Origin of the sequence: Actinoallomurus vinaceus (genome assembly GCF_039542055.1) — a bacterium.
GTDB classification, from domain to species: domain Bacteria; phylum Actinomycetota; class Actinomycetes; order Streptosporangiales; family Streptosporangiaceae; genus Actinoallomurus; species Actinoallomurus vinaceus.
In genome coordinates this window covers 236046-257529 of the sequence record NZ_BAABHK010000014.1, presented here as the reverse complement: position 1 = coordinate 257529, position 21484 = coordinate 236046, and the positions used below count along the sequence as shown (strand labels likewise).

Here is a 21484-nt window from a genome sequence, read left to right as displayed (position 1 = left end):
GTCCGAGACGCTTGGCGCCCTCGTTACCGCTGTCACACCGGCATGGTCACCTCCGTGACCGGCTGCGATGTGACCGATCTCGCACGGCGCCGCCGGTTCGCACCCGCGCCGTCACCGGTTGGGCGCCTGGACGGCCGACGGCGCGGCGAGGCCGATCCGGTACACGGCCAGCATCGCGCGGATCCGCCGGCCCTGGCCGGGCGTGAACTCCCACATGCAGCTGTCGAAGCCGTAGTCCATGATGTTGTGCACCGGGTCGGTGCCGGGCGCCGGGCAGGTGTCCTTGGACACCGGGCAGCCGATGGTGGGCATCGCCTCGTACGGCGTGTCGTCGACGCCGTCGCCCGGCGGCTGGCAGCCGTTCTCGAACGTGTGGAACAGCCCGAGCCAGTGACCGATCTCATGGACCGCGGTGAGCCCCCGGTTGAAATGCGGGAACGACCCGCCGGGAAGGCTCCGGTAGTCGACCACGACGCCGCCTTGTCCGGGGCGGTCCCGAGCCCACTGCGGGAACGTCGAGAACCCGAGCATGTCGAAGCCGACCGCGGCGGTGTAGAGGTTCAGCGTGCCGAGCCCGCCTCGCGCGAGCGCCGCCTCGATCTCGGCCCGGTGGTCGTGCGGCCGCTGGAACCACTGGACGTTGGTCGTCATGTCCACTGCGTCGAGCCGGAAGGACACCCCCGTGTCGGCGGCCTGAACGCCCCTGGTCGTGGCCCGCGCCGCACCCGCCAGCCGTCCGCCGTAGGCCGCGTTGAGGACGGCCACCTGCTGCTCCACGGCGGCGCGGGACAGCCGACCGCCCTGGCCGTCGGTGAGCACGTGGAACCGCAGCGGGACCACGATCCGCGACGGAATCCGGCGGGCGGCCGCCAGCGCGCGCTCGTCGGTGGTGCCGTACCGCGCGCGGAGCCTGGCGGCGAAGTCGCGCAGCATCGCCCCGATCTGTTCCGGGGTCAGCGTGTCACCGTCCGCGGGCCGCTCTGACTGGGCCGCCGTCGTACGGCGCGCGCACGAGGGCGCCGTCCCGTAGGCCGGCTGGACGCGCGGGCTCCCGGGTATGGCGGCGCACGACGCCAGAACGACGCCGAACAGGCAGCTCAGACCTCTCCGTCTCATCATGATCCCCCCGAGACGGAGAGGCTAGCCGTCACGCCGTCGGGCGTGGCCCGACGCGCGGATCCTTCACGCCGATTTGACGATCACTCGTCGCCGTCGCCGGCGGCCATCGATTCGTAGATCTCCTTGCACTCCGGACACACCGGGTATTTCTTCGGGTCGCGGTTGGGCACCCAGACCTTGCCGCAGAGCGCGATCACGGGAGTGCCGCTGACGGCACTCTCCATGATCTTGTCCTTCTGCACGTAGTGCGCGAACCGCTCGTGATCACCATCGCCGTGGGAGAGATCAGGCCTGGTGTCGCTCTCAGGAAGGATCTTCGTACTCACGTGCTCAGTTTAGTGACGGATCCTCGGGAAACGTCGCCACGAAGGCGAGTTCGCCGCCCTGGCGGCGCAGAACGGCGGGCCACAGCCCGTCCGGGTCCTCGGCGAAGACGTCTCCGGACTCCGCCGGAAGGACGTACCACGCGCCGTCTTCGATCTCTGACCGAAGCTGGCCGGTCCCCCAACCGGCGTATCCGGCGAAGACCCGGAACCGCACGACCTCCGGCGCGATGATCTCCGGCGGGACGTCCAGGTCGACGAGGCCGACTCTGGCCACCGCCGGGCTGCCGTTCAGCGCCCGCCAGCCGAGCGGCTCGTCGGTGCCCGGTACGTGCGCCAGGGCGAGCGCGCTATCGAGCGCCACGGGCCCTCCCTGGAACACCACCGAAGGCCCGGTCACCAGCTCCGACCAGGGCGGAAGGACCTGATCGACCGGCACCTCGGTCGGCCGGTTCAGCACGACACCGAGCGTGCCGCCCTCCGGCTCGTGCTCCACGATCAGAACCACGCTGCGCCGGAAGTTCGGGTCGACCAGCTGCGGCGTCGCTACGAGCAGCCGGCCGGTGGAAATGCCGTCGTCCATGCCTTCATCATGCTTTGCTCGGGGGCGGAGGGAACACAGGACGGTCGGGTCGGTCGGTTACGCGCGCGAGGAGCGTGGGTAATCGGCAGAATACCGGCGTAGATCATCACCCCCCCGGAGGATGCGATGCCGCTGTCCAGGGTCGCGATAGCGGCCGTGTTCTTCATCGTCGGGGCACTGATCATCTTCCCGATGGTCGCGAGCTCGTCGTCGTCATCGCGTACGGCCGATGGCACCCGCTCGCCCAGCGTCAGCGTCTCCGCCAGCACGACGCCGCATCCGAGCAAGAGCTCCCGGCCGACGCACAAGGCATCCCCGTCGCACAAGTCCACCCGGCACTCGACCACGGAGCCGATGCCGACCGTCAGCGCGTCGGCGCCGTTCAAGGTACAGATCGGCAAGGTCCGGTGCCCCGGCCGTACGGTCCAGGTGTCGGTGGTCAACACCAGCGCGCAGGCCGAGGACTACGCCATCCTGACCGACGGATCGATCTCGGTGGCGGATCGCATCCCGGCGGGGGCGACCCGCAGGTCGAGCGTCAACGTCAAAGAGGACCACACGACGACCGTCGCCGTGACCTGGCGCAACCTGCCGGTCGCCAGCGTCGACCGGCACGCGAACTGCGTCCACAAGACCTCGGACCAGACGCTGCCCCACACCGGCCCCGACAGCGGGATGATCGTCGCCCGGGTCGCGACCGGCGTGGCCGCCATGCTCACCGGCATCATCATCTTCTGGTACGGCCGCCAGTGGCCGCGCCGCCGCGACAAGATGTTCGACGACACCCACTGAGGAAGGCCCGACCGCCCCGCCGCGGAGACCTGCTCAGCGGCGGGGGTGCGCCTCACCCGTGAGGCGCCCTGCTCACAGCGCTCGTCGGGCGAGTGCCGTCTAGCGCGCGGCTTCGGCGGCCTTCTGGACGGCGGCGGCGACGGCGTGGGCGACGTCCGGGTGGAAGACGCTCGGCACGATGTAGTTCGGGCCGAGCTCCCCGTCGGTGACCACGTCGGCCAGCGCCCGCGCGGCCGCGTGCAGCATCTCCAGCGTGACCGTACGGCTCTGCGCGTCCAGCAGCCCGCGGAAGACGCCGGGGAAGGCGAGTACGTTGTTGATCTGGTTGGGGTAGTCGCTGCGGCCGGTGGCGACCACGGCGGCGTGCTCGCGCGCGGCGGCCGGGTCCACCTCCGGGTCGGGGTTGGCCAGCGCGAAGACCACGGCGCCGTCGTTCATCGTGGCAATGTCGTCGCCGGTGAGGATGCCGGGGGCGGACACGCCGATGAAGACGTCGGCGCCGCGGACCGCTCCACGCAGGTCGCCGTCGTAGCCCTCGGGGTTGGTGTTCTCGGCGACCCAGCGCAGGGAGTCGTCGAGGTCGTCGCGGCCGGAGTGCACCGCGCCGTACATGTCGCAGACGACGACGTGCTTGGCGCCGGCGTGCAGGAGCAGCCTGAGGACGGCGTTGCCGGCCGCGCCGGCCCCGGCCATGGCGATGCGCACGTCGGCGATGTCCTTACCGACGACGCGCAGGGCGTTGGTCAGCGCGGACAGCACGACGATGGCGGTGCCGTGCTGGTCGTCGTGGAAGACGGGGATGTCGAGCAGGTCGCGGAGCCGCCGCTCGACCTCGAAGCAGCGGGGCGCGGAGATGTCCTCGAGGTTGATGCCGCCGAACGCCGGCGCGAGGATCTGGACCGTACGGACGATCTCGTCGGTGTCCTGCGTGTCGAGGCAGATCGGCCAGGCGTCGATGCCGGCGAACCGCTTGAACAGCGCCGCCTTGCCCTCCATGACCGGCAGCGCCGCCGCCGGCCCGATGTTGCCGAGGCCGAGCACCGCGGAGCCGTCGGTGATCACCGCGACGCTGTTGCGCTTGATGGTCAGCCGCCGGACGTCCTCCGGGTTGCGGGCGATGGCCAGGGACACCCGCGCGACGCCGGGGGTGTAGGCCATCGACAGCTCGTCGCGGTTGCGCAGCGGCACCTTCGACTGCATCTCGATCTTTCCGCCGAGGTGCATCAGGAAGGTGCGGTCGCTCACCTTGTGGATCGTGACGCCGTCGAGCTGCTCGAGGGCGTCGACGATCTCCTGGGCGTGGTCGGTGTCGCGGGTGGCGCAGGTGACGTCGATGCGGAGCCGGTCGTGGCCGGCCGGGGTCAGGTCGAGCGCCGTGACGATGCCGCCGGCGCCCTCTACCGCTCCGGTGAGCTGGCTCACGGCCTTGCCCCCCGCGGGGACCTCGAGGCGGACGGTGATCGAATAGGACACGCTCGGCACGCTGGCCACGTCAACTGCTCCTTCGTGAGGCGAGACTCCGCACGCCAATGGTGTCATCCCTGCGTAAAGAGTCGATTATGAGGTCAGCTGATCGCGTGCGCCGCCGTCACCACGATGTCGACGCAGGCAGCCGCGGCCAGCCGCGTACTGTCGATGACCAGATGATAGAGCCCGGGATTCGCCGGATCGGCCCGGTAGAAGTGTTTGACGTACGCGGTGCGCGCCCGGTCGTTGTCGGCGAGGAGACGCTCGGCCTCCTCGGCGGAGACCTCCAGCGACTCCCGGACGCGGGCGATCCGCCGCTCGCGGGGGCCGTCGAGCCGGACGTGCAGCGTCGCGGGGTGCCCGGCGAGCACGATCTGCGCGGCGCGGCCGAGGATCACCGCTCCCTCGCCCCGGTCGGCGACCTCCTTGATCACCTGCTCGGTGCGGGTGACGAACTCCTCTTCGGGGACGACGCCGCGCTGCGGCAGGTAGACGTCCATGCCGCCGAGCGTGACGTTCGGCAGGCGGGCGGCGTTGGCCAGGATGCGGCCGAGCCCGTGCTCGGCGCGGTCGTCGTGGACGAGCGCCTCTTCGAGCGAGCAGCCGATGTCGGCGGCCACGGTGTAGGGGATGGCCCGGTCGACGAACGGCACGCCGAGTCGCTCGGCGACGGCGGGGCCGATGACGCTGCCACCGGCCCCGAACGTCGCGGAGATCGTGACGACTGCGGCCATCACACGCTCATCTCATGAGGCTAGAAGAGCGCCGAGGCGAGCTTTCGCCGGGCGTGGGTCACGCGCGGGTCGTCCGGCGGAAGCACCTCGAACAGCCCGACCAGGTGCTTGCGGGCCGTCTCCCGCTCGTCCCCGGAGGTGCGGCGCACGGTGCCGATGAGCCGGTCGAAGGCCTCCTCGACCCGTCCTTCGACCAGTTCCAGGTCCGCGACCTTGGCCTGGGCGGCCGCGTCGCCGGGGCGCTCGGCGGCGTCCTTGCGCACGGCGGCCGGGTCGTAGGACTGCGTACGGCGCTGGAGCTCGACGAGGGCGAGACCGCTCTTGGCGAACGGGTCGTTCGGCGCGGTCTCCAGGATCCGGCCGAAGGCCGCGCCGGCCGCGTCGAGGTCGCCCCGCTGAAGCGCGGCCTCCGCCTCGATCTCCAGCGGATCGGCGGCGGGCTGCTGGGCGGCCTCGGGCCCGTCGCCCTCGGGCAGCAGCCCCTGCTGGCGGAGCGCCTCGAACAGCTGGTCCAGCACCTGGCGGACCTGGGGCTCGGGCGCGGCGCCGTTGAGGACGGGCAGCATCTGGCCCGCGACCACGGCCGCCACGAACGGGATGCCCTGGACGCCCATCCGGGAGAGCTGCTGGGCCAGGGCGGGGTTCGCGTCGATGTCCACCTTGGCGAGCACCCAGCTGCCGGCCGCCTCGCCCGCGAGCTTCTCCAGGATCGGGCCGAGCTGCTTGCACGGCTGGCACCAGTCGGCCCAGAAGTCGACGAGCACCGGGACGCTGCGCGACCGGTCGACGACCTCGGTGTTGAACGTCGCGTCGGTCACGTCGATGACGTGAGGAGAGTCTCCCGAGTCTCCCGAGTCCCCCGAAGCTCCCGAGGCGGCACGCTGCTGCTGTTTCTGAGCCGCGGCACGCCGCGCACCGAGGTCGATCGCGCCGTGCAACGAGAAGTCCGATGACGTCATGAGTCCATCCTGCCGCATGCGCCGCCGAACCAATACGCGCGCCCGCAAGGTGATCGATCAAGCGGTCTTCACGGTCGCGCGGATGAGCCGCGACCGTGGCGAACCTCCCATGTCGGGCCGGGTGTCAGAAGCGGGCGGGCTCGGAGTAGTCGCCCCACTCCTCCCGGAGCACGCCGCAGATCTCGCCGAGGGTCGCCTCGGCCCGTACGGCGTCGAGCATGGCGGGGATGAGGTTGTCCTCGGTCCGGGCCACCTCGATCATCCGCCGCAGCGCCGCCTCGACGGCCGCCTGGTCCCGGGCCGCGCGCCGCTCCGCGAGGAGGCGGTTCTGCTCCCGCTCGACCTCGTGGCCGACCCGCAGAATCTCGAGCGGCTCCTCGATGCTCTGGGTGTGGCGGTTCACGCCGACGATCTTCTTCTCGCCCTTCTCCAGCTGCTGCTGGTACGTGAAGGCCGCGTCGGCGATCTCGGCCATGAACCAGCCGTCCTCGATGCCGCGCAGGATGCCGCCGGTCATGGACCCGTCCGGGCTCATGTCCTTGATCCGCGCGAAGATCCGCTCGGCCTCCTCCTCGAGGCGGTCGGTGAGCGCCTCGACGTACCAGGAGCCGCCGAGCGGGTCGACGACGTTGACCACGCCGGTCTCCTCCATGATCACCTGCTGGGTGCGCAGGGCGATCTCGGCGGCCTTCTCGCTCGGCAGGGCGAGGACCTCGTCGAGGGCGTTGGTGTGCAGGGAGTTCGTGCCGCCGAGCACGGCGGCGAGGGCCTCGACGGCGGTGCGCACGACGTTGTTGTCGGGCTGCTGGGCGGTCAGCGACACCCCGGCGGTCTGGGTGTGGAACCGCAGCCACTGCGCCTTCTCCGACGTCGCGCCGTACACGTCGCGCAGCCAGCGCGCCCAGATCCGCCGCGCGGCGCGGAACTTCGCGATCTCCTCGAAGAAGTCGACGTGGGAGTCGAAGAAGAAGGACAGGCCGGGAGCGAAGGCGTTGACGTCGAGACCGCGCGACAGGCCGAGCTCCACGTACCCGAAGCCGTCGGCGAGCGTGAACGCCAGCTCCTGGGCGGCCGTGGAGCCGGCCTCCCGGATGTGGTAGCCGGAGACGCTGAGCGGCTTGTACGCGGGGATCTCGGCGGCGCAGAACTCCATCAGGTCGCCGATGAGGCGCAGGTGCGGCTCCGGCGCGAACAGCCACTCCTTCTGCGCGATGTACTCCTTGAAGATGTCGGTCTGCAGCGTGCCGTCGAGGCCGTGGACGTCGGCGCCCTGGCGTTCCGCCGCCACGAGGTACATACAGAAGATCGGCACCGCGGGACCGGAGATCGTCATCGAGGTCGTGGTGTCGCCCAGCGGGATGCCGTCGAACAGGACGTCCATGTCGGTGGCGGAGTCGATGGCGACGCCGCAGTGGCCGACCTCGCCGAGGGACCTCGGGTCGTCGGAGTCGCGGCCCATGAGCGTCGGCATGTCGAAGGCGACCGACAGGCCGCCGCCGCCCGCGCCGAGGATCATCTTGTACCGCTCGTTGGTCTGCCGGGCGTTGCCGAACCCCGCGAACTGCCGGATCGTCCAGGTGCGCCCGCGGTAGCCCGTGGCGTACAGGCCGCGCGTGAAGGGGTACTCCCCCGGCCAGCCGATGCGCTCGAACCTCGGGTCGGCGGCGGGCGGCCCGTACACCGGCTCGACCTCGACGCCTGAGAGCGTGGTGAAGTCGGCGTCGCGTCGGCGGGAAGAGTCGTACCGCTCCTGCCAGCGACGGCGGCCCTCTTCGATGTCCCGGATGTCCATGAGCGCTCCTCAGGCCGATGACTCCCTAGATACTAGGATGTCCTAGTAACTAGGCGGCAACCCTCCCCGCTCGACCCGATCGAGCCTCCTCAGTCCGTGAAGTCGCCGACGGCGACGCGGAGGCCGCGCAGCACGTCGACGATCTGATCCAGTTCACCGTCGTCGTACGCGCCCATGCCGAAGTCCGCGGCGAGCAGGTCCGCCGTGGCGCGCTCGACCGTCTCCCGGCCGCTGTCGGTGATCTCCGCGAGCACGCCGCGGCCGTCGCGGGGGTTGGGGCGGCGCCGGACGTACCCCTGGCGCTCCAGCCGGTCGATCGTGTTGGTGACGCTCGTCGGGTGCACCATCAGCCGCTCGCCCATCTTCGACAGGGGCAGCGCGCCCTTCCGGCTGAACGTCAGCAGCACCAGCGCCTCGTACCGGGCGAAGGTGAGGCCGTACGGCTTCAGCAGGGCGTCGAGTTCGGCGATCAGGATGGCCTGCGCCCGCATGATCGAGGTCACCGCGAGCATGGCGGGCGACCGACCCCAGCGACGCTCCCAGAGATCTCCGGCGCGGGCGATCGGATCGAAAGGCAGGTTGAGCGGCTTGGCCACTCACATACGCTATCGCCCCACCGGCCCCGGATCCGCCGAATCACGCTTGATATCGCCGCGTCCGCCCTGCTAATCACCGCGAATCAGCCGCAATCCCGGCGGCCGACAAAGGAACGCTGACACTCATCATCAAGGCAAGTTATAGTTCCATTGTCGACGCGTGCGGACGACGGCAAAGAGGGGCGTCCACGCAGCCGTTCAGTGCAGTGATCGCCCCCGGCCCTCGCGCACGCGTCGCCAATTCGGGGGGTAATTATGATCGGGGATTTTTCCGCGATCGTGGCTCGGGGCCTGGGGATCCGCCGCAGCAGACGGTGGTTGCTGCGTCCCACCACGTTCGAGGTGACACACGGTGTCGTGGGCCTGGCCGGCCCGGCCGGCCCTGCGAGGTCGGCCCTGCTGGAGACGCTGGCGACCCTGCGCAGCCCGTCAACGGGCGACCTGGAGGTGCTGGGTCACGACGTGACCCGGCGGGCGGGGCGGCGCGCGGTGCGCGCCCGGCTCGGCCTGCTGCCCGCGCGATTCGCCTGGGCGTCGGGGCTGTCGACCCACGACTTCGTCGCCTACGCGTCCTACTACAAATGCACACCCCGCCGGGCGGTCGACGCGATTCTGGAGCGATTCGGACTCAGCGATGCGGCGGCGTTCGAAATGGACATGCTGCCGCAAGATCTGCGGTTGCGCGCCGGTCTGGCGGCCACCTGCGTGCATGAGCCGGAGGTCGTCTTTCTCGACGAGCCGCTCAGCGGTATCGGTGATTCCGAGCGCGAAGAGTTGATCCCGTTGCTGCGGGGCCTGGCCCCGGCCGTGGTGGTCACGGCCGCCGATCCGGCGGAGCTCACGGGATGGTGCGATCGGGGTTTCAGCATGGTCCGGGGGCGCCTCATCGAGTCGCCGTGCGTCCCTCTCCCGCGGGCGCGGGTGCCGGCCGGTGTCTGACCTTGGGCGGGTGCTGCGGATCGACGCGCGCCGTACGGCCTTGTTCCTGGCCGTGCCGGCGCTGGCGTTCCTCGGCGCCGTGGCGGCCTGGCGGGCGATGCTGCCCGGCGTCGCCTACTGGGACGACGCCGTCGCGGCGCTGTTCTCGTCGGTGTGCCTGCTGGGTCCGGCGTCGGCGGGGTTCGCCGCGTGGGTGGCCCTGCGCGAGCACCGACTGGACTACCTGCGAGGGCTGACCGCCCGCTCACCCGCCCTGGGTCCCCTGCTCGACCTTCTCCTGCTCGGCATCGTCACGCTCTGCGCCTACGCCGTGGTGGCCGCGGTCGTGGCCGCCAAGACGATGATCCATGTGGAGGCCGGCCATCCGAAGCCGATCGGGCCGCTCGCCGGCGCGCTCACGCTGCTGGTGTACACCGTCGTCGGCTATCTCGCCGGCCGCCTGGTCCCGCGCCTGCCGACGGTTCCGGCCGTCGCGGTGGTCACCTACCTGTGGGCGGCCGCCCGCCCCGAGCCCTGGGCGGACCTGCTGCCGCCTCCGGGGGTGGGGCACGTCGGGCTGTTCGCCGCGCTGCGCACCGAACTGCTCGCGGCCCAGGCGCTGTGGTCGTTCGGGCTGGGGGCGGTCCTGGTCACCGGCTACCTGTGGGCGCTGACCCGGCACGCCTGGCTGGCGCTGCCGACGGTCGCGGCGGCGGGCGTCGTCACGGGCACCACCCTGTGGCTGCACGGGCAGCAGCGCACCCCGGCCGTCGTGCCGCGCGCCTTCGCGTACTCCTGCCGCCAGTGGCCGCTCACGGTCTGCGTACACCCCGGCCTGCACACGGCCCTGCCGTCGCTGGAGGCGGCGCTGACCCCCCTCGCCGCGCGGCTGAGCGGCACCCCGGGCCGCTTCGTCCGGATCGAGCACCGGCCCGACAACGACTTCCCCCGTCCCGGCCACGGCGTCGTCTACATCCACCTCAGCGACCTGTCCCCCGGATACGCGCACCGCGCGGCGCAGGAGATCGAGATCAGCCTGCTCGACGCGCGGACCTGCGGCGATCCCCGGCACGCCGTCGGCGCGCGCTACAGCGCGCTCGTCTCGGCATGGCTGCTCGACGAGGGCCCGCCGCGGCTCGACGACGCCGTCGCCGCCCGCGCCTTCGCCCGCTGGGACGAACAGCGGCGGCGCCGGTGGCTGCACACCCACTACGCCCGCTACCACTCCTGCACCCTGCGCGGCCGAGACTTCCACGAGCGGTGAGCACACGGCCGACGCGCCGCGTCGAGTGGCACACCACGAGTTACGTGCTCTTCGTCCCGGTATTCACTATCGTCGGGCCGTGGACTGGAGCCTGCGGAAGTGTGCCCGAGCTGGGCACGTCACTTATGCCCCCAACGAGCCGGCGCTGCGCGACCGGCTGCACGTCGCCACGCCCGCAGGTGAGGCGTGGCGCTGCCTGCGCTGCGGCACCTACGTCCACGGCGAGCCGCACGGGCGGGGGCCCGCCGACCACGCCCCGCTCGTCATGCGCGGCCGGGAGCTGCGCGACCAACTGCTGATGCGCTTCTTCGCCATCGAGCGGGTGATCCGCGGTCTGTTGATCATCGCGGCGGCGTACGGCGTGTGGCGTTTCTCGGCCAACCGCGGCTCGATCCAGCGGGTCTTCGAGAAGGACATCCCGCTGCTGAAGCCGCTCGCCAACCAGGTCGGCTGGGACCTCGACCACTCCCGCATCATCGAGAGCATCCGCCACGTCTTCACGCTGAAGGCGACCACGCTGACCTGGTTCGCGATCGGGATCCTGGCGTACGCCGTGATCGAGCTCGTCGAGGCGGTCGGCCTGTGGCTGGGCAAGCGGTGGGGCGAGTACTTCGCGGTGGTCGCCACGTCGTTCGGCCTGCCGCTGGAGATCTACGAGCTCACCGAGCGCATCACCGCCGTCCGCATCGGCGCCCTGGTGATCAACGTCGGGCTGGTCCTGTACCTGCTGATCTCCAAGCGGCTCTTCGGCATCCGCGGCGGCAAGGAGGCCTACGAGGCGAAGCGGCGCGGCGAGTCGCTGATCGAGGTCGAGCAGGCGGCCGTCACCCCGCACGCCGGAGCCGCCGGGTAGCCCCACCCGCCGAAGCCGAGCAGGCGGCCGCAGGCCCGAGACCACCGGAAGCAGCCTCCGGGGCCGAGCCGGCGGCCCGCCGCGCCGTACGCCCGAGACCACCGAAAGTTGCCGTACCCGCCGGGGCCGACCCGGCGGCCCGCCACGCTGTACGCCCGAGACCGCCGGATAGCGGCATTCGTCGAGGTCACGCGCCTGCGCCTTCATGGCCGCGCGAACTTGGGATGAGTCGCTCTCTTCCGGGGTAATGCGTGCATAGCCGAACCCCCCAGAGGTGAGACGAATGGTGCGACCGGAAGCCCCCGAGGACGAGCCGTCATCCCGGCCGCCGCGGCGCCCGGGCCTTCGCTTGATCGCGTTCCTCGTAGTGCTCCTCGCGCTGGCGTACGCCGTGCTGCAGGCCGTTCACGCGCTTCCGCACTGGCTCAACCCGTTCAGCGAGCAGACGAAGGACCGCAGCGGGCCCGCCGTCCTGCAGTCGATCCAGAACATCTCCCGGTACGAGGCGGCGACGGGCCAGTTCCAGGTCGTCGTGGACCTGGAGAAGGACGCGCAGTTCCTGCCCAGCCAGATCCGGGGCCGGCGGACGCTGTTCGTCGGCACGGGGAGCGTCGACTCCTACGTCGACTTCTCGCACCTGGGCAACGGAGCGGTGACCACCGACAAGAACCGCACGTCCGTGACGATCCGGCTGCCGCACGCCCGGCTCGAGAAGACCAATCTGGACACGAAACGCAGTTATGTCTTCGCCCAGGAACGCGGACTGTTCGACCGAATCGGCGATTTCTTCAGCTCGAACCCCAATCAGCAGCAGCAGATGTACCAGCTGGCGGCACAGAAGATCCAGGACGCGGCCGGGGCCAGTGGCCTGGCGGCGCGGGCCGACGAGAACACCAAACAAATGATCATGAACTTGTTGCGCGGCCTGGGATTCAAAAACGTTACGGTGACTTACGCCACATCACCGTGATCTTATCGATACCGGCCCACGGGGAATAGCACTAAATAAGGGCCGGTTACGGATAAACCGGGGTGATCGCTGTGTCCGTGGCAGGCACGTCAACACTTCATCGCAGACCCACCTGGCCGCTCGCCATCCCGATCGCGGCGGCCGCGGTGGCCGTCGCACTCCCGGCGATGGGCGGCTCCACACCCGAGCGTCCGGCGCATCTCGTCATCGGTGAGCTCTTCCCGAACGGCCAGGAGTTCGTCCTGGCGCTGATCCTCCTCGCCACCGCGCGCGGGGTGCTCCTGCGCCGCCGGGTCGCCTTCTACGTCGTCCTCCTGCTCACCGGACTGTCGGCCCTGGACGCCCTCAACACCTGGCAGCTCGGCCGCCTCATGCTCCTGGTCGCGGCGTTCACCGCCTTCATCCGGTTCCGCGGGGAGTTCACGGCCTCGCCCAGCCGGGTCCGCACCGCCGTCCGCGCCGGCCTCATCACGTACGGCCTCGCGATCGCGTACGGCCTCGCGGTCATGATCCTCCAGTGGCATCAGATGTCCCCCGGGCCCACGCCCGAAGATGCGGGACGCGAGATCCTCGCCGGCCTGACCGCGTCGGGTCCCGGCCCCGTCCACTTCACCGGCGCGGCCGACCACTGGTTCGAGGCCAGCCTGGGCCTGATCGGCGGCGGCGGGCTGCTCGCCATGCTGGTCACGATGCTCACGCCCGCGCCACCGCCTCCGGCGGGCTCCGAACTCGAACGCGCCGAGGCGGCGCGCCTGGTCGACGACGAGGGGTCCGACACGCTGGCCCCCTTCGTCCTGCGCAGCGACAAGTCGTACGTCTTCAGCCCCGACCGGCGCGCCGTCATCGGATACCGCGTGCTGTACGGCGTCGCCGTCGTGGGCGGCGACCCGGCCGGCGACCCGCGCTCCTACCCGGCTTCCGTCGCCGAGTTCGCCGCGCTGGCCGAGCGCTCCGGGTGGCGGATGGCCGTGCTCGGCGCCCGCGGCGACCTGCTCGACCTGTGGCGCCCGTACGGCCTGCGCTCGATCGGCATCGGCGACGAGGTCGTCCTGACCCCGACCGAGTTCGGCCTGAGCGGCCGGAGCATGCGCAACGTCCGGCAGGCGGTGCAGCGCACCCGCAACGCGGGCGTGACCACCGAGGTCGTGTGCGAGGGCGACCTGAGCGCCGACGAGCGCGCCCGGCTCCAGGCGGTCGCCGCCGAGGCCATGGGCGGCACCGACGAGCGCGGCTTCTCGATGAACCTCGACGACCTGCTGACGGGCCGGCACGCCTCCTCGGTCGTCGTGGTCGCCCGCGACGCCGAGGGCGCGCCCATCGGCTTCCAGCGGTACCTGCCGAGCGCCTGCGGACGGCGGCTGTCCCTCGACGCGATGCGCCGCGCGCCCGACGGCCCGAACGGGCTCAACGAGCGGATGATCGCCGACGTCATGGCGTACGCGCGCGAACGCGGCATCGACGAGGTGTCCCTCAATTTCGCGGCGTTCCGCGAGCTGTTCGACACCGCCGAGCGCGGGCTCCTCGAACAGGGCGGCTACCGCCTGATCCACCTGCTCGACCCGTTCATCAAGGTGGAGTCGCTGTACCTGTTCAACCGGAAGTTCCGGCCGCGGTACGTGCCGCGCGCGGTGGCCTTCCCGTCGTGGGCGAGCCTCCTGCCCGTCGCGGCGGCGCTGCTCACCCTGGAGTTCGGCCACCGCCGCCCGCCCCGCCCCGAGCCCGCCCCGGCCGCCGACCCGGTCCCCGAGGACGGCTACGTCGCCTCGCCGTCCCGGTGACCGGCCGGATCACTCGTTCGTGAGGCCTGCGACGAGTTCGTCGGCGGCGGAGTAGGGGTCGCAGTCGGCGGAGAGGACCTTCGCGGCGAGGACGTCGAGGCGCTGGTGGCCGTGCAGGTCGCCCATGCGCTCGCGGAGCGTGGTGACGGCGATGGCCTCGATCTCGTCGCGGACCCGGGCCAGCCGCCGCCGCTGGAGCTCGCCGGACTCCTCCATCCACGCGTAGTGCTCGTCCAGCCGCCGTACGACGTCGTCGACGCCCTCGCCCTTGACCGCGACGGTCGGCACGATCGGCGGCTTCCACCCCACGTCGCCGGCCAGCGCGATCATGTTGCGCAGGTCGCGTACGGTCTGCTGGGCGCCGTCCCGGTCGGCCTTGTTGACCACGAAGACGTCGGCGATCTCCAGGATCCCGGCCTTGGCGGCCTGGATGGAGTCGCCCATGCCCGGCGACACCAGCACGATCGTCGAGTCCGCGAGCGAGGCGATCTCCACCTCCGCCTGGCCGACCCCGACGGTCTCCACGAGCACGACGTCGCAGCCCGCCGCGTCGAGGACGCGGATGGCCTGCGGGGCCGCCCAGGACAGGCCTCCCAGGTGGCCGCGGCTGGCCATCGAGCGGATGAAGACGCCGGAGTCGGCGGCGTGGTCCTGCATCCGGACGCGGTCGCCCAGCAGCGCACCGCCGGTGAACGGGGACGACGGGTCGACCGCCAGCACGCCGACGCGCAGCCCGCGCTTCCGGAACGCCGTGACCAGCGCGCCGGTCGACGTGGACTTCCCGACGCCGGGCGCGCCGGTCAGGCCGACGACCCGGGCCCGGCCGGCGAGCGGGTTCAGCGCGGCCATGATCGGCCGCAGCTGCGGCGAGGCGTTCTCCACCAGGGAGATCAGCCGCGCCAGCGCGCGCGGCTGCCCCTTCCTCGCCCGCTCGACCAGATCCCCGACGTCGACGTTGCGCGCCACCCGCGTCCTCAGACCTTCAGGATGAGGGCGTCGCCCTGACCGCCGCCCCCGCACAGTCCGGCCGCGCCGGTCCCGCCGCCCCGGCGGCGCAGCTCGTACGCCAGGTGCAGCACGATCCGGGCGCCCGACATGCCGATCGGGTGGCCGAGCGCGATGGCGCCGCCGTTGACGTTGACCTTGCCCGCGTCGACGCCGAGGTCGCGCATCGACTGGATGCCCACCGACGCGAACGCCTCGTTGATCTCGATGAGGTCCAGGTCGCCGACGGTCAGCCCCTGCTTGCCGAGCGCGTGCTTGATGGCGTTGGCCGGCTGGGACTGCAGGGAGTTGTCCGGACCGGCGACGTTGCCGTGCGCGCCGATCTCGGCCAGCCAGGTCAGCCCGAGCTCCTCGGCCTTGGCCTTGGACATGACGACGACCGCGCACGCGCCGTCGGAGATCTGCGAGGACGAGCCGGCGGTGATCGTGCCGTCCTTGCTGAAGGCGGGCCGCAGGCGGCCGAGGGACTCGGCCGTGGTGTCGGCGCGCACCCCCTCGTCGGCGGAGAAGACGACCGGGTCGCCCTTGCGCTGCGGGATCTCGACGGGGACGATCTCGTCGTCGAACAGCTGGTTCTTGATCGCGTCGGCGGCCCGCTGGTGCGAGCGGGCGGCGAACTCGTCCTGCTCCTCGCGGGAGATGCCCAGCTTCGCGTTGTACCGCTCGGTCGACTCGCCCATCGAGACGCCGTCGAAGGCGTCGGTGAGGCCGTCGTGGGCCGTGGCGTCGAGCACCTCGACCGAGCCGTACTTGTAGCCCTGGCGCGCCTTCGGCAGCAGGTGCGGGGCGTTGGTCATCGACTCCATGCCGCCCGCGACCACGACGTCGAACTCGCCCGCCCGGATGAGCTGGTCGGCCAGGGCGATGGCGTCCAGGCCCGACAGACAGACCTTGTTGATCGTCAGCGAGGGGACGTCCATGGGGATGCCGGCCTTGACGGCGGCCTGGCGGGACGGGATCTGCCCGGCGCCCGCCTGCAGCACGTGGCCCATGATGACGTAGTCGACCTGGTCGCCGGTGAGGCCGGCGCGTTCGAGGGCGGCGCGGATGGCGATCGCGCCGAGGTCCACCGCTGCGAAGTCCTTGAGAGAGCCGAGCAGGCGCCCGATGGGCGTCCGCGCTCCGGCGACGATGACGGATCCGGCCATGGAACGAGACCTCCGCGAAAGATGGGGGCGACGTTTGCCAACATACCCATAAGGAAGCCGGGACGTTCAGGGAGGCCAGCGCCATGCTCACGCGGATCGATCATGTCGGCATCGCATGCCATGATCTTGAGGAGAAGATCGCTTTCTACGAGAGCACATTCGGTCTGATCGTGGCGTCGCGGGAGGTCAACGAGGAGCAGGGGGTCAAGGAGGCGATGCTCCACGTCGCCGACGGGCCCGCGGGCTCGTCGTACGTCCAGCTGCTGGAGCCGCTGCACCCCGATACGCCGGTGGGGAAGTTCCTGGCGAAACGGGGAGAAGGTGTGCACCACGTCGGATACGGCGTCGACGACGTGACGGCGGCGCTGGAGGCCATCGGGGCGAAGGGCGTTCGGCTGCTGGACGAGCGTCCCCGGCACGGCTCGATGGGGGCGTCGATCGCGTTCCTCCACCCCAAGGACGTCGGCGGCGTGCTGACCGAACTCGTCCAGGCGCGACGGCTCGAGCACTGACCCGGAGCCTCGACGATGAGGACAGGGGCCTTACCCGGGCGCTACATGGGATCTAACAATTACGACAAACTGCCCAGGACGTAAAGTTGAGCCCCCAACACGGCAGTGTCCGGAGTACTCTGCTGTCGCCGGAAAGTGGTCCCGCACGTGCCGTACCCCGTAACACGCAGTACTCGCGCGGCCATCGTCTGGTACCTCCACTCACTTGTAGCCGTCTCGTCACAGCAGGATTGAGCCTCATGCAGTCCGACATCGACGCCCAGCTCAGCAACTTCTTCGAAGACAGCACGCCCCCACGCGAGTTCGACGTGGTGCTGCGCGGCTACGACCGGCACCAGGTCGAAGAGCACATCAAGCAGCTCGACGCCGAGGTTCGCCAGAGCCGTGAGCAGACCCAGGCGATGCAGCGCGAGCTCTCCGACGCGCATCGGCAGCTCCAGGAGCAGGAGCGACCCACCTATTCCGGTCTCGGCGCGCGCATCGAGCAGTTGCTGCGCCTCGCCGAGGAGCAGGCGACCGAGCTCGTCCAGGCCGCCCGCACGGAGGCCAACGAGATAAAGGCCGCCGCCAAGGTCGACGCCGCGGAGCTGCGCGCCGCCGCGGAGAGCGAGGCGTCCGACGTCCGCGCCACCGCCAAGCGCGAGGGCGACGACATGCGCAACACGGCCGAGCGTGAGGCCGAGGAGGTGCGCACCACGGCCCGCCGGCACGCCGACGAGCTGACCTCCACGACCGAGCGCGAGGTGGCCAAGCTGCGCGCCACCGCCGACCACGAGGTCGCCGAGAAGCGCGCCGCCGCCGAGCGGGAGATCGCCAAGCTCCGCACCACCACCGAGCGGGAGGTCGCCCAGCTGCGGGCGTCCACCAAGCGGGAGCGCGACGAGATCCTCACCACGGCCAAGCGCCAGGCCGACGAGATGCGGGCCCAGGCCAACCGCATCCTCGAGGAGAGCGAGGCCCAGCGGGCGCAGGCCGAGGCGGAGTTCGAGATCCAGCTGGCCGCCCGGCGCGAAGAGGCCGAGCGGCAGGACGCCGAGCGGCACGCGGCGGCGCAGAGCGCCACGCAGAAGCTCGTGGCCGAGGCCGAGCAGCGCGCCGCGTCCGCCGAGCAGCGCGCCACCAAGGCGACCCAGCAGGCCGAGCAGACGCGCCGCGAGGCCGACAGCCACGCCAAGCAGCTCGTCGCCAACGCCCGGAAGAACTCCGAGCAGATCATCGCCGAGGCGAAGTCTCAGGCCGAGCAGTTGCTCACCGAGACCAAGAACGAAGCCGAGCGGATGCGCACCACCGCGCAGCGCCAGGTGGACGAGCTCACGCGCCAGCGCGACAGCATCACCAGCCACCTCAACCAGCTGCGTCAGCTCATCGGCGGTGTCTCTGGGCCGCTGGGTGGCGGCGGGGCCGACGAGGCCATCTCCGCGCCGCCGGAGAAGCCCGCGATCGCTCCGGCCGAGCCGAAGCCCGCGCCCAAGCCGGCGCCCGCCGCGGCCACCCCGCCGCCGGCGGAGGCCAAGAAGAAGGACGAAGAAGACGACTGGTGGCAGGAGTAAGCCTGACGAGCGAGCTGAGTGAGCGCCCGAGGAACGAGGGTGCTCACGAGGCGAGTGAGGTGGGCGAGCGACCATGAGGGCGAGTGAGCCGACCGGCCCCTCGGCCTCACTGAGCGGGAGGCGATGACCGGTCCGCGGTGACCTCCATCACCGCGGACCGGCGCACGAGATGGTGAAGAGCCTAGGAGTGATCTCCTAGGCTCTTCTTTACCATCGGGACGACTCAAGGAGACGTGCGTGCCTGCCGAACCCCCCATCGACGGCGAGCAGCGCGAGGAGACCGGGACCCTCGCGGAGAGTTCCGGATCCGTGGGCGAGGTGGCCGCCCTCGATCCGGTCACCGACCTCGAGGCCCGGCAGCGTGAGGCTGGCGTCGACGCACTCTTCCCCTTCGGCCGTCCGGGCCGGCCGCTCACCCGCGGCCACCCGTTCATCTTCGGCTTCTGGGGCGCGCTCGGGGTGCTCGCCGCGTACATGCTGGTCAAGGCGGCCGGCGACGCCCGCGAGGTGATCATCCTGATCGTCGTGGCGCTGTTCCTCGCGGTCGGCCTCAACCCGGCGGTGGAGGCGCTCACGCGGGTCGGGGTGTCCCGCCGGTGGGGCGTGCTCGTCGTGTTCCTGTGCCTGGTCGGGTTCTTCGTCGGGTTCGGCTTCGCGATCGTGCCGCCGCTGACCGAGCAGATCACCGCGTTCGTCAACAACCTCACCAGCGGCAACGGATACATCGAGCAGCTGCAGAACAACCCGAAGCTGCAGGACTGGGACCACCGCTACCACCTGCTCCAGCGCGCCAAGGACGCGCTGCAGAGCAAGGACCTCGGCAAGCAGGCCGCCAACGGCATCCTCGGCGTGGGCCAGGTAGTGATCAGCGGGGTGTTCAGCACCTTCACGGTGCTGATCCTCACGCTCTACTTCCTGGGGTCACTGCCGAGCATCACGAGCTTCATGTACCGTCTCGCGCCCCGGTCCCGGCGGGCCCGCGTCGCGCTGCTGGGCGACGAGATCCTCGCCCGCATCGGCGGGTACGTCGGCGGCAACGTCCTGATCTCGATCATCGCCGGCGTCACGGCGTACATCTTCCTGCTGATCGTGGACGTGCCGTACGCCATCGCGCTGGCGCTGCTCGTGGCCATCACCGACCTGATCCCGCTCATCGGCGCGACGATCGGGGCGGTCCTCGTCACCGCCATCGCGTTCTTCTCCGGCTTCTGGATCGGCATCGCGTCCCTGATCTACTTCCTGATCTACCAGCAGGTCGAGAACTACGTGATTCAGCCGCGCGTGATGAAGAAGTCCGTCGACGTCCAGCCGGCCGTCACGGTCATCGCGGCGCTGATCGGCGGCGCGCTCCTCGGCATGATCGGCGCGCTGCTCGCCATCCCCACGGCGGCCGCGGTCGCGCTGATCATTCGCGAGGTCGTCATGCCTCGCCAGGAGCGGCTCTGATCCGGCGTCAGCGGATCGTACGGCCCAGCGCGGCGACGAACTCCCCGACCGCCTCGTTGAACAGCTGCGGCTGCTCGACGGGGGGAAGGTGGCCGGAGCGGGGCACGAGGGTGAGCTCGGCGTTCGGAAGCGCCTCGGCCATCGCCCGGGCGTCGTCCTCCGTCGTGATCTCGTCCTCCGCGCCGTGGACGATGAGGGCGGGGGCATGGAGCCCGGCGAGCGTCTCCAAGGCGTCCGGGCGGGCCGCCATGGCGCGCTGTGCCCACGCCGCGGCGGACGCGGGCGCCGACTGCACCAGGCCGCGCACGCGACCGTAGATCAGGGCCCGCTGCCGCATAGTCGTCGGCCCGACCAGCCGCGGCAATAATCCCTCGAGGAGGACGTCGACGGTCTTGTCCGCCTCCAGCCGCTCGGCGATGCGCAGCCGGTCGGCCCGGGCCGTCTCGGTGTCCGCCGTGGCCTTCGTGTCGGCGAGGACGGCGCCGAGGACCCGGTCGGGGTGCCGCCGGCAGAACGCCAGCGTGACGTAGCCGCCCATCGACAGGCCGCCGACGACGGCGCGGTCGATGCCCTTGGCGTCGAGCAACGCCGCCACGTCGTCCGCCATGACGTCGACCGACGGTTCGGCGGTGCCGAGGGGCGAACCTCCGAAGCCGCGCAGGTCCGGCGTCACCACCCGGAACCGCTCGGCCAAGGCCTCCCGTTGGGCCAGCCACATGGCCGACGACAGCGGGAACGCGTGCAGAAGCACCAGGGGTGTCCCGTCCCCGACGTCGCGGCTGTACAGCTGCACGACTATCACCTCATCAGGTACGAATGCGGCCCAGCCCGGCGAACGCACGAGCACAGCTCATCCTCACCGCTGCGATTCGATCCGCCGAGAGGGTGGCCGTGTCCGGTCGCAGAGGTTTAGAAACCTCAGACGACGGTCGAAAAGCTCTTACCCCGATGCGACGAAACCTTCTACTCCACCTCGGTGGGCAGCGGGTACGTTTCCGGCGCGACGCGGCGCACGATCTCGTTCAACACGATCCGCACGTACGGCTCGCCGACCCACAGGTGCTTGGCGTCGTCGACGGCGACGACCTCCGCCTGAGGCACCCGCTTGAACCGCTCGCGCGCCTCCGCCGGCTTCAGGTAGTCGTCGTGCTCCGGGACGAGTGCGACCAGCGGCCGGCCGAACTCCGCCCAGGCGTCGAGGTCGGCGTCGGTCGCCCGGTGCAGCGGCGGGGACAGCAGGATCGCGCCCTCCACGAGCGGGTCCCGCCCCCACTTGAGGGCGAGCTCGGTGCCGAACGACCAGCCGAGCAGCCACGCCCGCGGCAGGTCGTGGTACTCGGCGTACTCGAGCGCCGCCGCGACGTCGTACCGCTCGGAGTCGCCCCCGCCGAACTCCCCCTCGCTCGTCCCACGGTCGCTGCTCGTGCCGCGCGTGTTGAACCGCAGCACGGCGAGTCCGGCGAGCGCCGGCAGCCGGTACGACGCCTTGCGCAGGACGTGACTGTCCATCATGCCGCCGTGCGTCGGCAGCGGGTGCAGGCAGATGAGGGTGGCGACCGGCGGCCGGTCCTCCGGGAGGGCCAGCTCACCGACGAGGGTAAGGCCGTCGGCGGTCCGCAGCTCGATGTCCGTACGGCGCGCGGGCAGCACCGTGCTCGCCCGGATCTCCCCCATC

General features: G+C 71.0%; 22 protein-coding genes. 9 read left to right on the top strand and 13 right to left on the bottom strand.

The features are described from left to right. Positions 1-111: 111 nt before the first annotated feature. The 4 genes from ABEA24_RS38905 to ABEA24_RS38890 all read right to left on the bottom strand — a co-directional run bounded on the left by ABEA24_RS38905 (position 112) and on the right by ABEA24_RS38890 (position 2411). Positions 112-1116 (bottom strand): zinc metalloprotease, encoded by a 1005-nt coding sequence (locus ABEA24_RS38905; RefSeq protein ID WP_345437966.1) that lies wholly within the window; start codon positions 1114-1116, stop codon positions 112-114. 83 nt (positions 1117-1199) lie between these two features. Then, positions 1200-1445 carry a DUF3039 domain-containing protein gene (locus ABEA24_RS38900; protein ID WP_345437964.1) on the bottom strand — a complete coding sequence of 82 codons (246 nt, stop codon included), beginning with the start codon at positions 1443-1445 and terminating at the stop codon, positions 1200-1202. Between the two features lie 4 nt (positions 1446-1449). After that, on the bottom strand, positions 1450-2025 hold the full coding sequence (locus tag ABEA24_RS38895) for a YqgE/AlgH family protein (RefSeq protein WP_345437961.1): 576 nt from the start codon (positions 2023-2025) through the stop codon (positions 1450-1452). Next, positions 1989-2411, bottom strand: a complete 423-nt coding sequence (locus tag ABEA24_RS38890) for a hypothetical protein (RefSeq protein WP_345437959.1) — start codon at positions 2409-2411, stop codon at positions 1989-1991. Before ABEA24_RS38890 ends, ABEA24_RS38895 begins: the two co-directional genes overlap by 37 nt. Here ABEA24_RS38890 and ABEA24_RS38885 point away from each other — a divergent pair. Next, entirely contained in the window at positions 2380-2817 is a 438-nt protein-coding gene (locus ABEA24_RS38885) for a hypothetical protein (RefSeq protein ID WP_345437957.1), read from the top strand. The two genes, ABEA24_RS38890 and ABEA24_RS38885, sit on opposite strands and share 32 nt — an antisense overlap. A 99-nt stretch (positions 2818-2916) precedes the next feature. Here ABEA24_RS38885 and ABEA24_RS38880 read toward each other — a convergent pair whose 3' ends face one another. The 5 genes from ABEA24_RS38880 to ABEA24_RS38860 form a co-directional block, all read right to left on the bottom strand. Then, positions 2917-4308, bottom strand: coding sequence for an NAD-dependent malic enzyme (locus ABEA24_RS38880; RefSeq protein WP_345437955.1), 1392 nt, complete (start codon positions 4306-4308; stop codon positions 2917-2919). Positions 4309-4382: 74 nt separating this feature from the next. Next, a complete protein-coding gene (locus ABEA24_RS38875; protein WP_345437953.1) occupies positions 4383-5018 on the bottom strand; it encodes a cytidylate kinase-like family protein in 636 nt (211 codons plus the stop codon). 20 nt (positions 5019-5038) lie between these two features. Then, on the bottom strand, positions 5039-5977 hold the full coding sequence (locus ABEA24_RS38870) for a tetratricopeptide repeat protein (protein WP_345437950.1): 939 nt from the start codon (positions 5975-5977) through the stop codon (positions 5039-5041). Between the two features lie 124 nt (positions 5978-6101). Continuing rightward, positions 6102-7769 carry a coenzyme B12-dependent isobutyryl-CoA mutase large subunit gene (gene icmA, locus ABEA24_RS38865; protein ID WP_345437948.1) on the bottom strand — a complete coding sequence of 556 codons (1668 nt, stop codon included), beginning with the start codon at positions 7767-7769 and terminating at the stop codon, positions 6102-6104. An 89-nt stretch (positions 7770-7858) separates the two neighbouring features. Further along, entirely contained in the window at positions 7859-8365 is a 507-nt protein-coding gene (locus ABEA24_RS38860) for a MarR family transcriptional regulator (protein WP_345437946.1), read from the bottom strand. A gap of 342 nt (positions 8366-8707) precedes the next feature. Between ABEA24_RS38860 and ABEA24_RS38855 the strand changes: the two genes are divergently transcribed. The 5 genes from ABEA24_RS38855 (at position 8708) to ABEA24_RS38835 (ending at position 14148) form a co-directional block, all read left to right on the top strand. Further along, positions 8708-9304: an ATP-binding cassette domain-containing protein gene (locus ABEA24_RS38855; RefSeq protein WP_345437944.1), complete on the top strand. Its 597-nt coding sequence runs from the start codon at positions 8708-8710 to the stop codon at positions 9302-9304. Continuing rightward, the gene (locus tag ABEA24_RS38850) at positions 9297-10547 is read left to right on the top strand and encodes a hypothetical protein (protein ID WP_345437942.1); all 1251 of its coding nucleotides are present in this window, start codon (positions 9297-9299) and stop codon (positions 10545-10547) included. Before ABEA24_RS38855 ends, ABEA24_RS38850 begins: the two co-directional genes overlap by 8 nt. 79 nt (positions 10548-10626) lie before the next feature. Beyond that, the gene (locus ABEA24_RS38845) at positions 10627-11400 is read left to right on the top strand and encodes a DUF2127 domain-containing protein (RefSeq protein WP_345437939.1); all 774 of its coding nucleotides are present in this window, start codon (positions 10627-10629) and stop codon (positions 11398-11400) included. 283 nt (positions 11401-11683) lie between these two features. Beyond that, entirely contained in the window at positions 11684-12370 is a 687-nt protein-coding gene (locus tag ABEA24_RS38840; protein WP_345437937.1) for a DUF4230 domain-containing protein, read from the top strand. 77 nt (positions 12371-12447) lie between these two features. Further along, positions 12448-14148 carry a bifunctional lysylphosphatidylglycerol flippase/synthetase MprF gene (locus ABEA24_RS38835; protein ID WP_345437935.1) on the top strand — a complete coding sequence of 567 codons (1701 nt, stop codon included), beginning with the start codon at positions 12448-12450 and terminating at the stop codon, positions 14146-14148. Between the two features lie 9 nt (positions 14149-14157). On the opposite strand, the gene meaB is transcribed toward ABEA24_RS38835, so the two are convergent. Together meaB and ABEA24_RS38825 are read right to left on the bottom strand one after the other, a co-directional pair. After that, positions 14158-15114, bottom strand: coding sequence for a methylmalonyl Co-A mutase-associated GTPase MeaB (gene meaB / locus ABEA24_RS38830; protein WP_345437933.1), 957 nt, complete (start codon positions 15112-15114; stop codon positions 14158-14160). An 8-nt stretch (positions 15115-15122) separates the two neighbouring features. Further along, positions 15123-16301 carry an acetyl-CoA C-acetyltransferase gene (locus ABEA24_RS38825; protein WP_345437931.1) on the bottom strand — a complete coding sequence of 393 codons (1179 nt, stop codon included), beginning with the start codon at positions 16299-16301 and terminating at the stop codon, positions 15123-15125. Between the two features lie 83 nt (positions 16302-16384). Here ABEA24_RS38825 and mce point away from each other — a divergent pair, with 83 nt between their 5' ends. The 3 genes from mce to ABEA24_RS38810 all read left to right on the top strand — a co-directional run bounded on the left by mce (position 16385) and on the right by ABEA24_RS38810 (position 19809). After that, positions 16385-16813, top strand: a complete 429-nt coding sequence (gene mce, locus ABEA24_RS38820; RefSeq protein ID WP_345437929.1) for a methylmalonyl-CoA epimerase — start codon at positions 16385-16387, stop codon at positions 16811-16813. 239 nt (positions 16814-17052) lie between these two features. Beyond that, on the top strand, positions 17053-18363 hold the full coding sequence (locus tag ABEA24_RS38815) for a DivIVA domain-containing protein (RefSeq protein WP_345437927.1): 1311 nt from the start codon (positions 17053-17055) through the stop codon (positions 18361-18363). Between the two features lie 237 nt (positions 18364-18600). Beyond that, positions 18601-19809: an AI-2E family transporter gene (locus ABEA24_RS38810; protein WP_345437925.1), complete on the top strand. Its 1209-nt coding sequence runs from the start codon at positions 18601-18603 to the stop codon at positions 19807-19809. Between the two features lie 7 nt (positions 19810-19816). Here ABEA24_RS38810 and ABEA24_RS38805 read toward each other — a convergent pair whose 3' ends face one another. Together ABEA24_RS38805 and ABEA24_RS38800 are read right to left on the bottom strand one after the other, a co-directional pair. After that, positions 19817-20602: an alpha/beta fold hydrolase gene (locus ABEA24_RS38805; protein ID WP_345437923.1), complete on the bottom strand. Its 786-nt coding sequence runs from the start codon at positions 20600-20602 to the stop codon at positions 19817-19819. A 170-nt stretch (positions 20603-20772) separates the two neighbouring features. After that, complete coding sequence (locus ABEA24_RS38800; RefSeq protein ID WP_345437921.1) at positions 20773-21483, bottom strand: alpha/beta hydrolase; 711 nt, start codon at positions 21481-21483, stop codon at positions 20773-20775. Between the last annotated feature and the right edge of the window lies 1 nt (position 21484).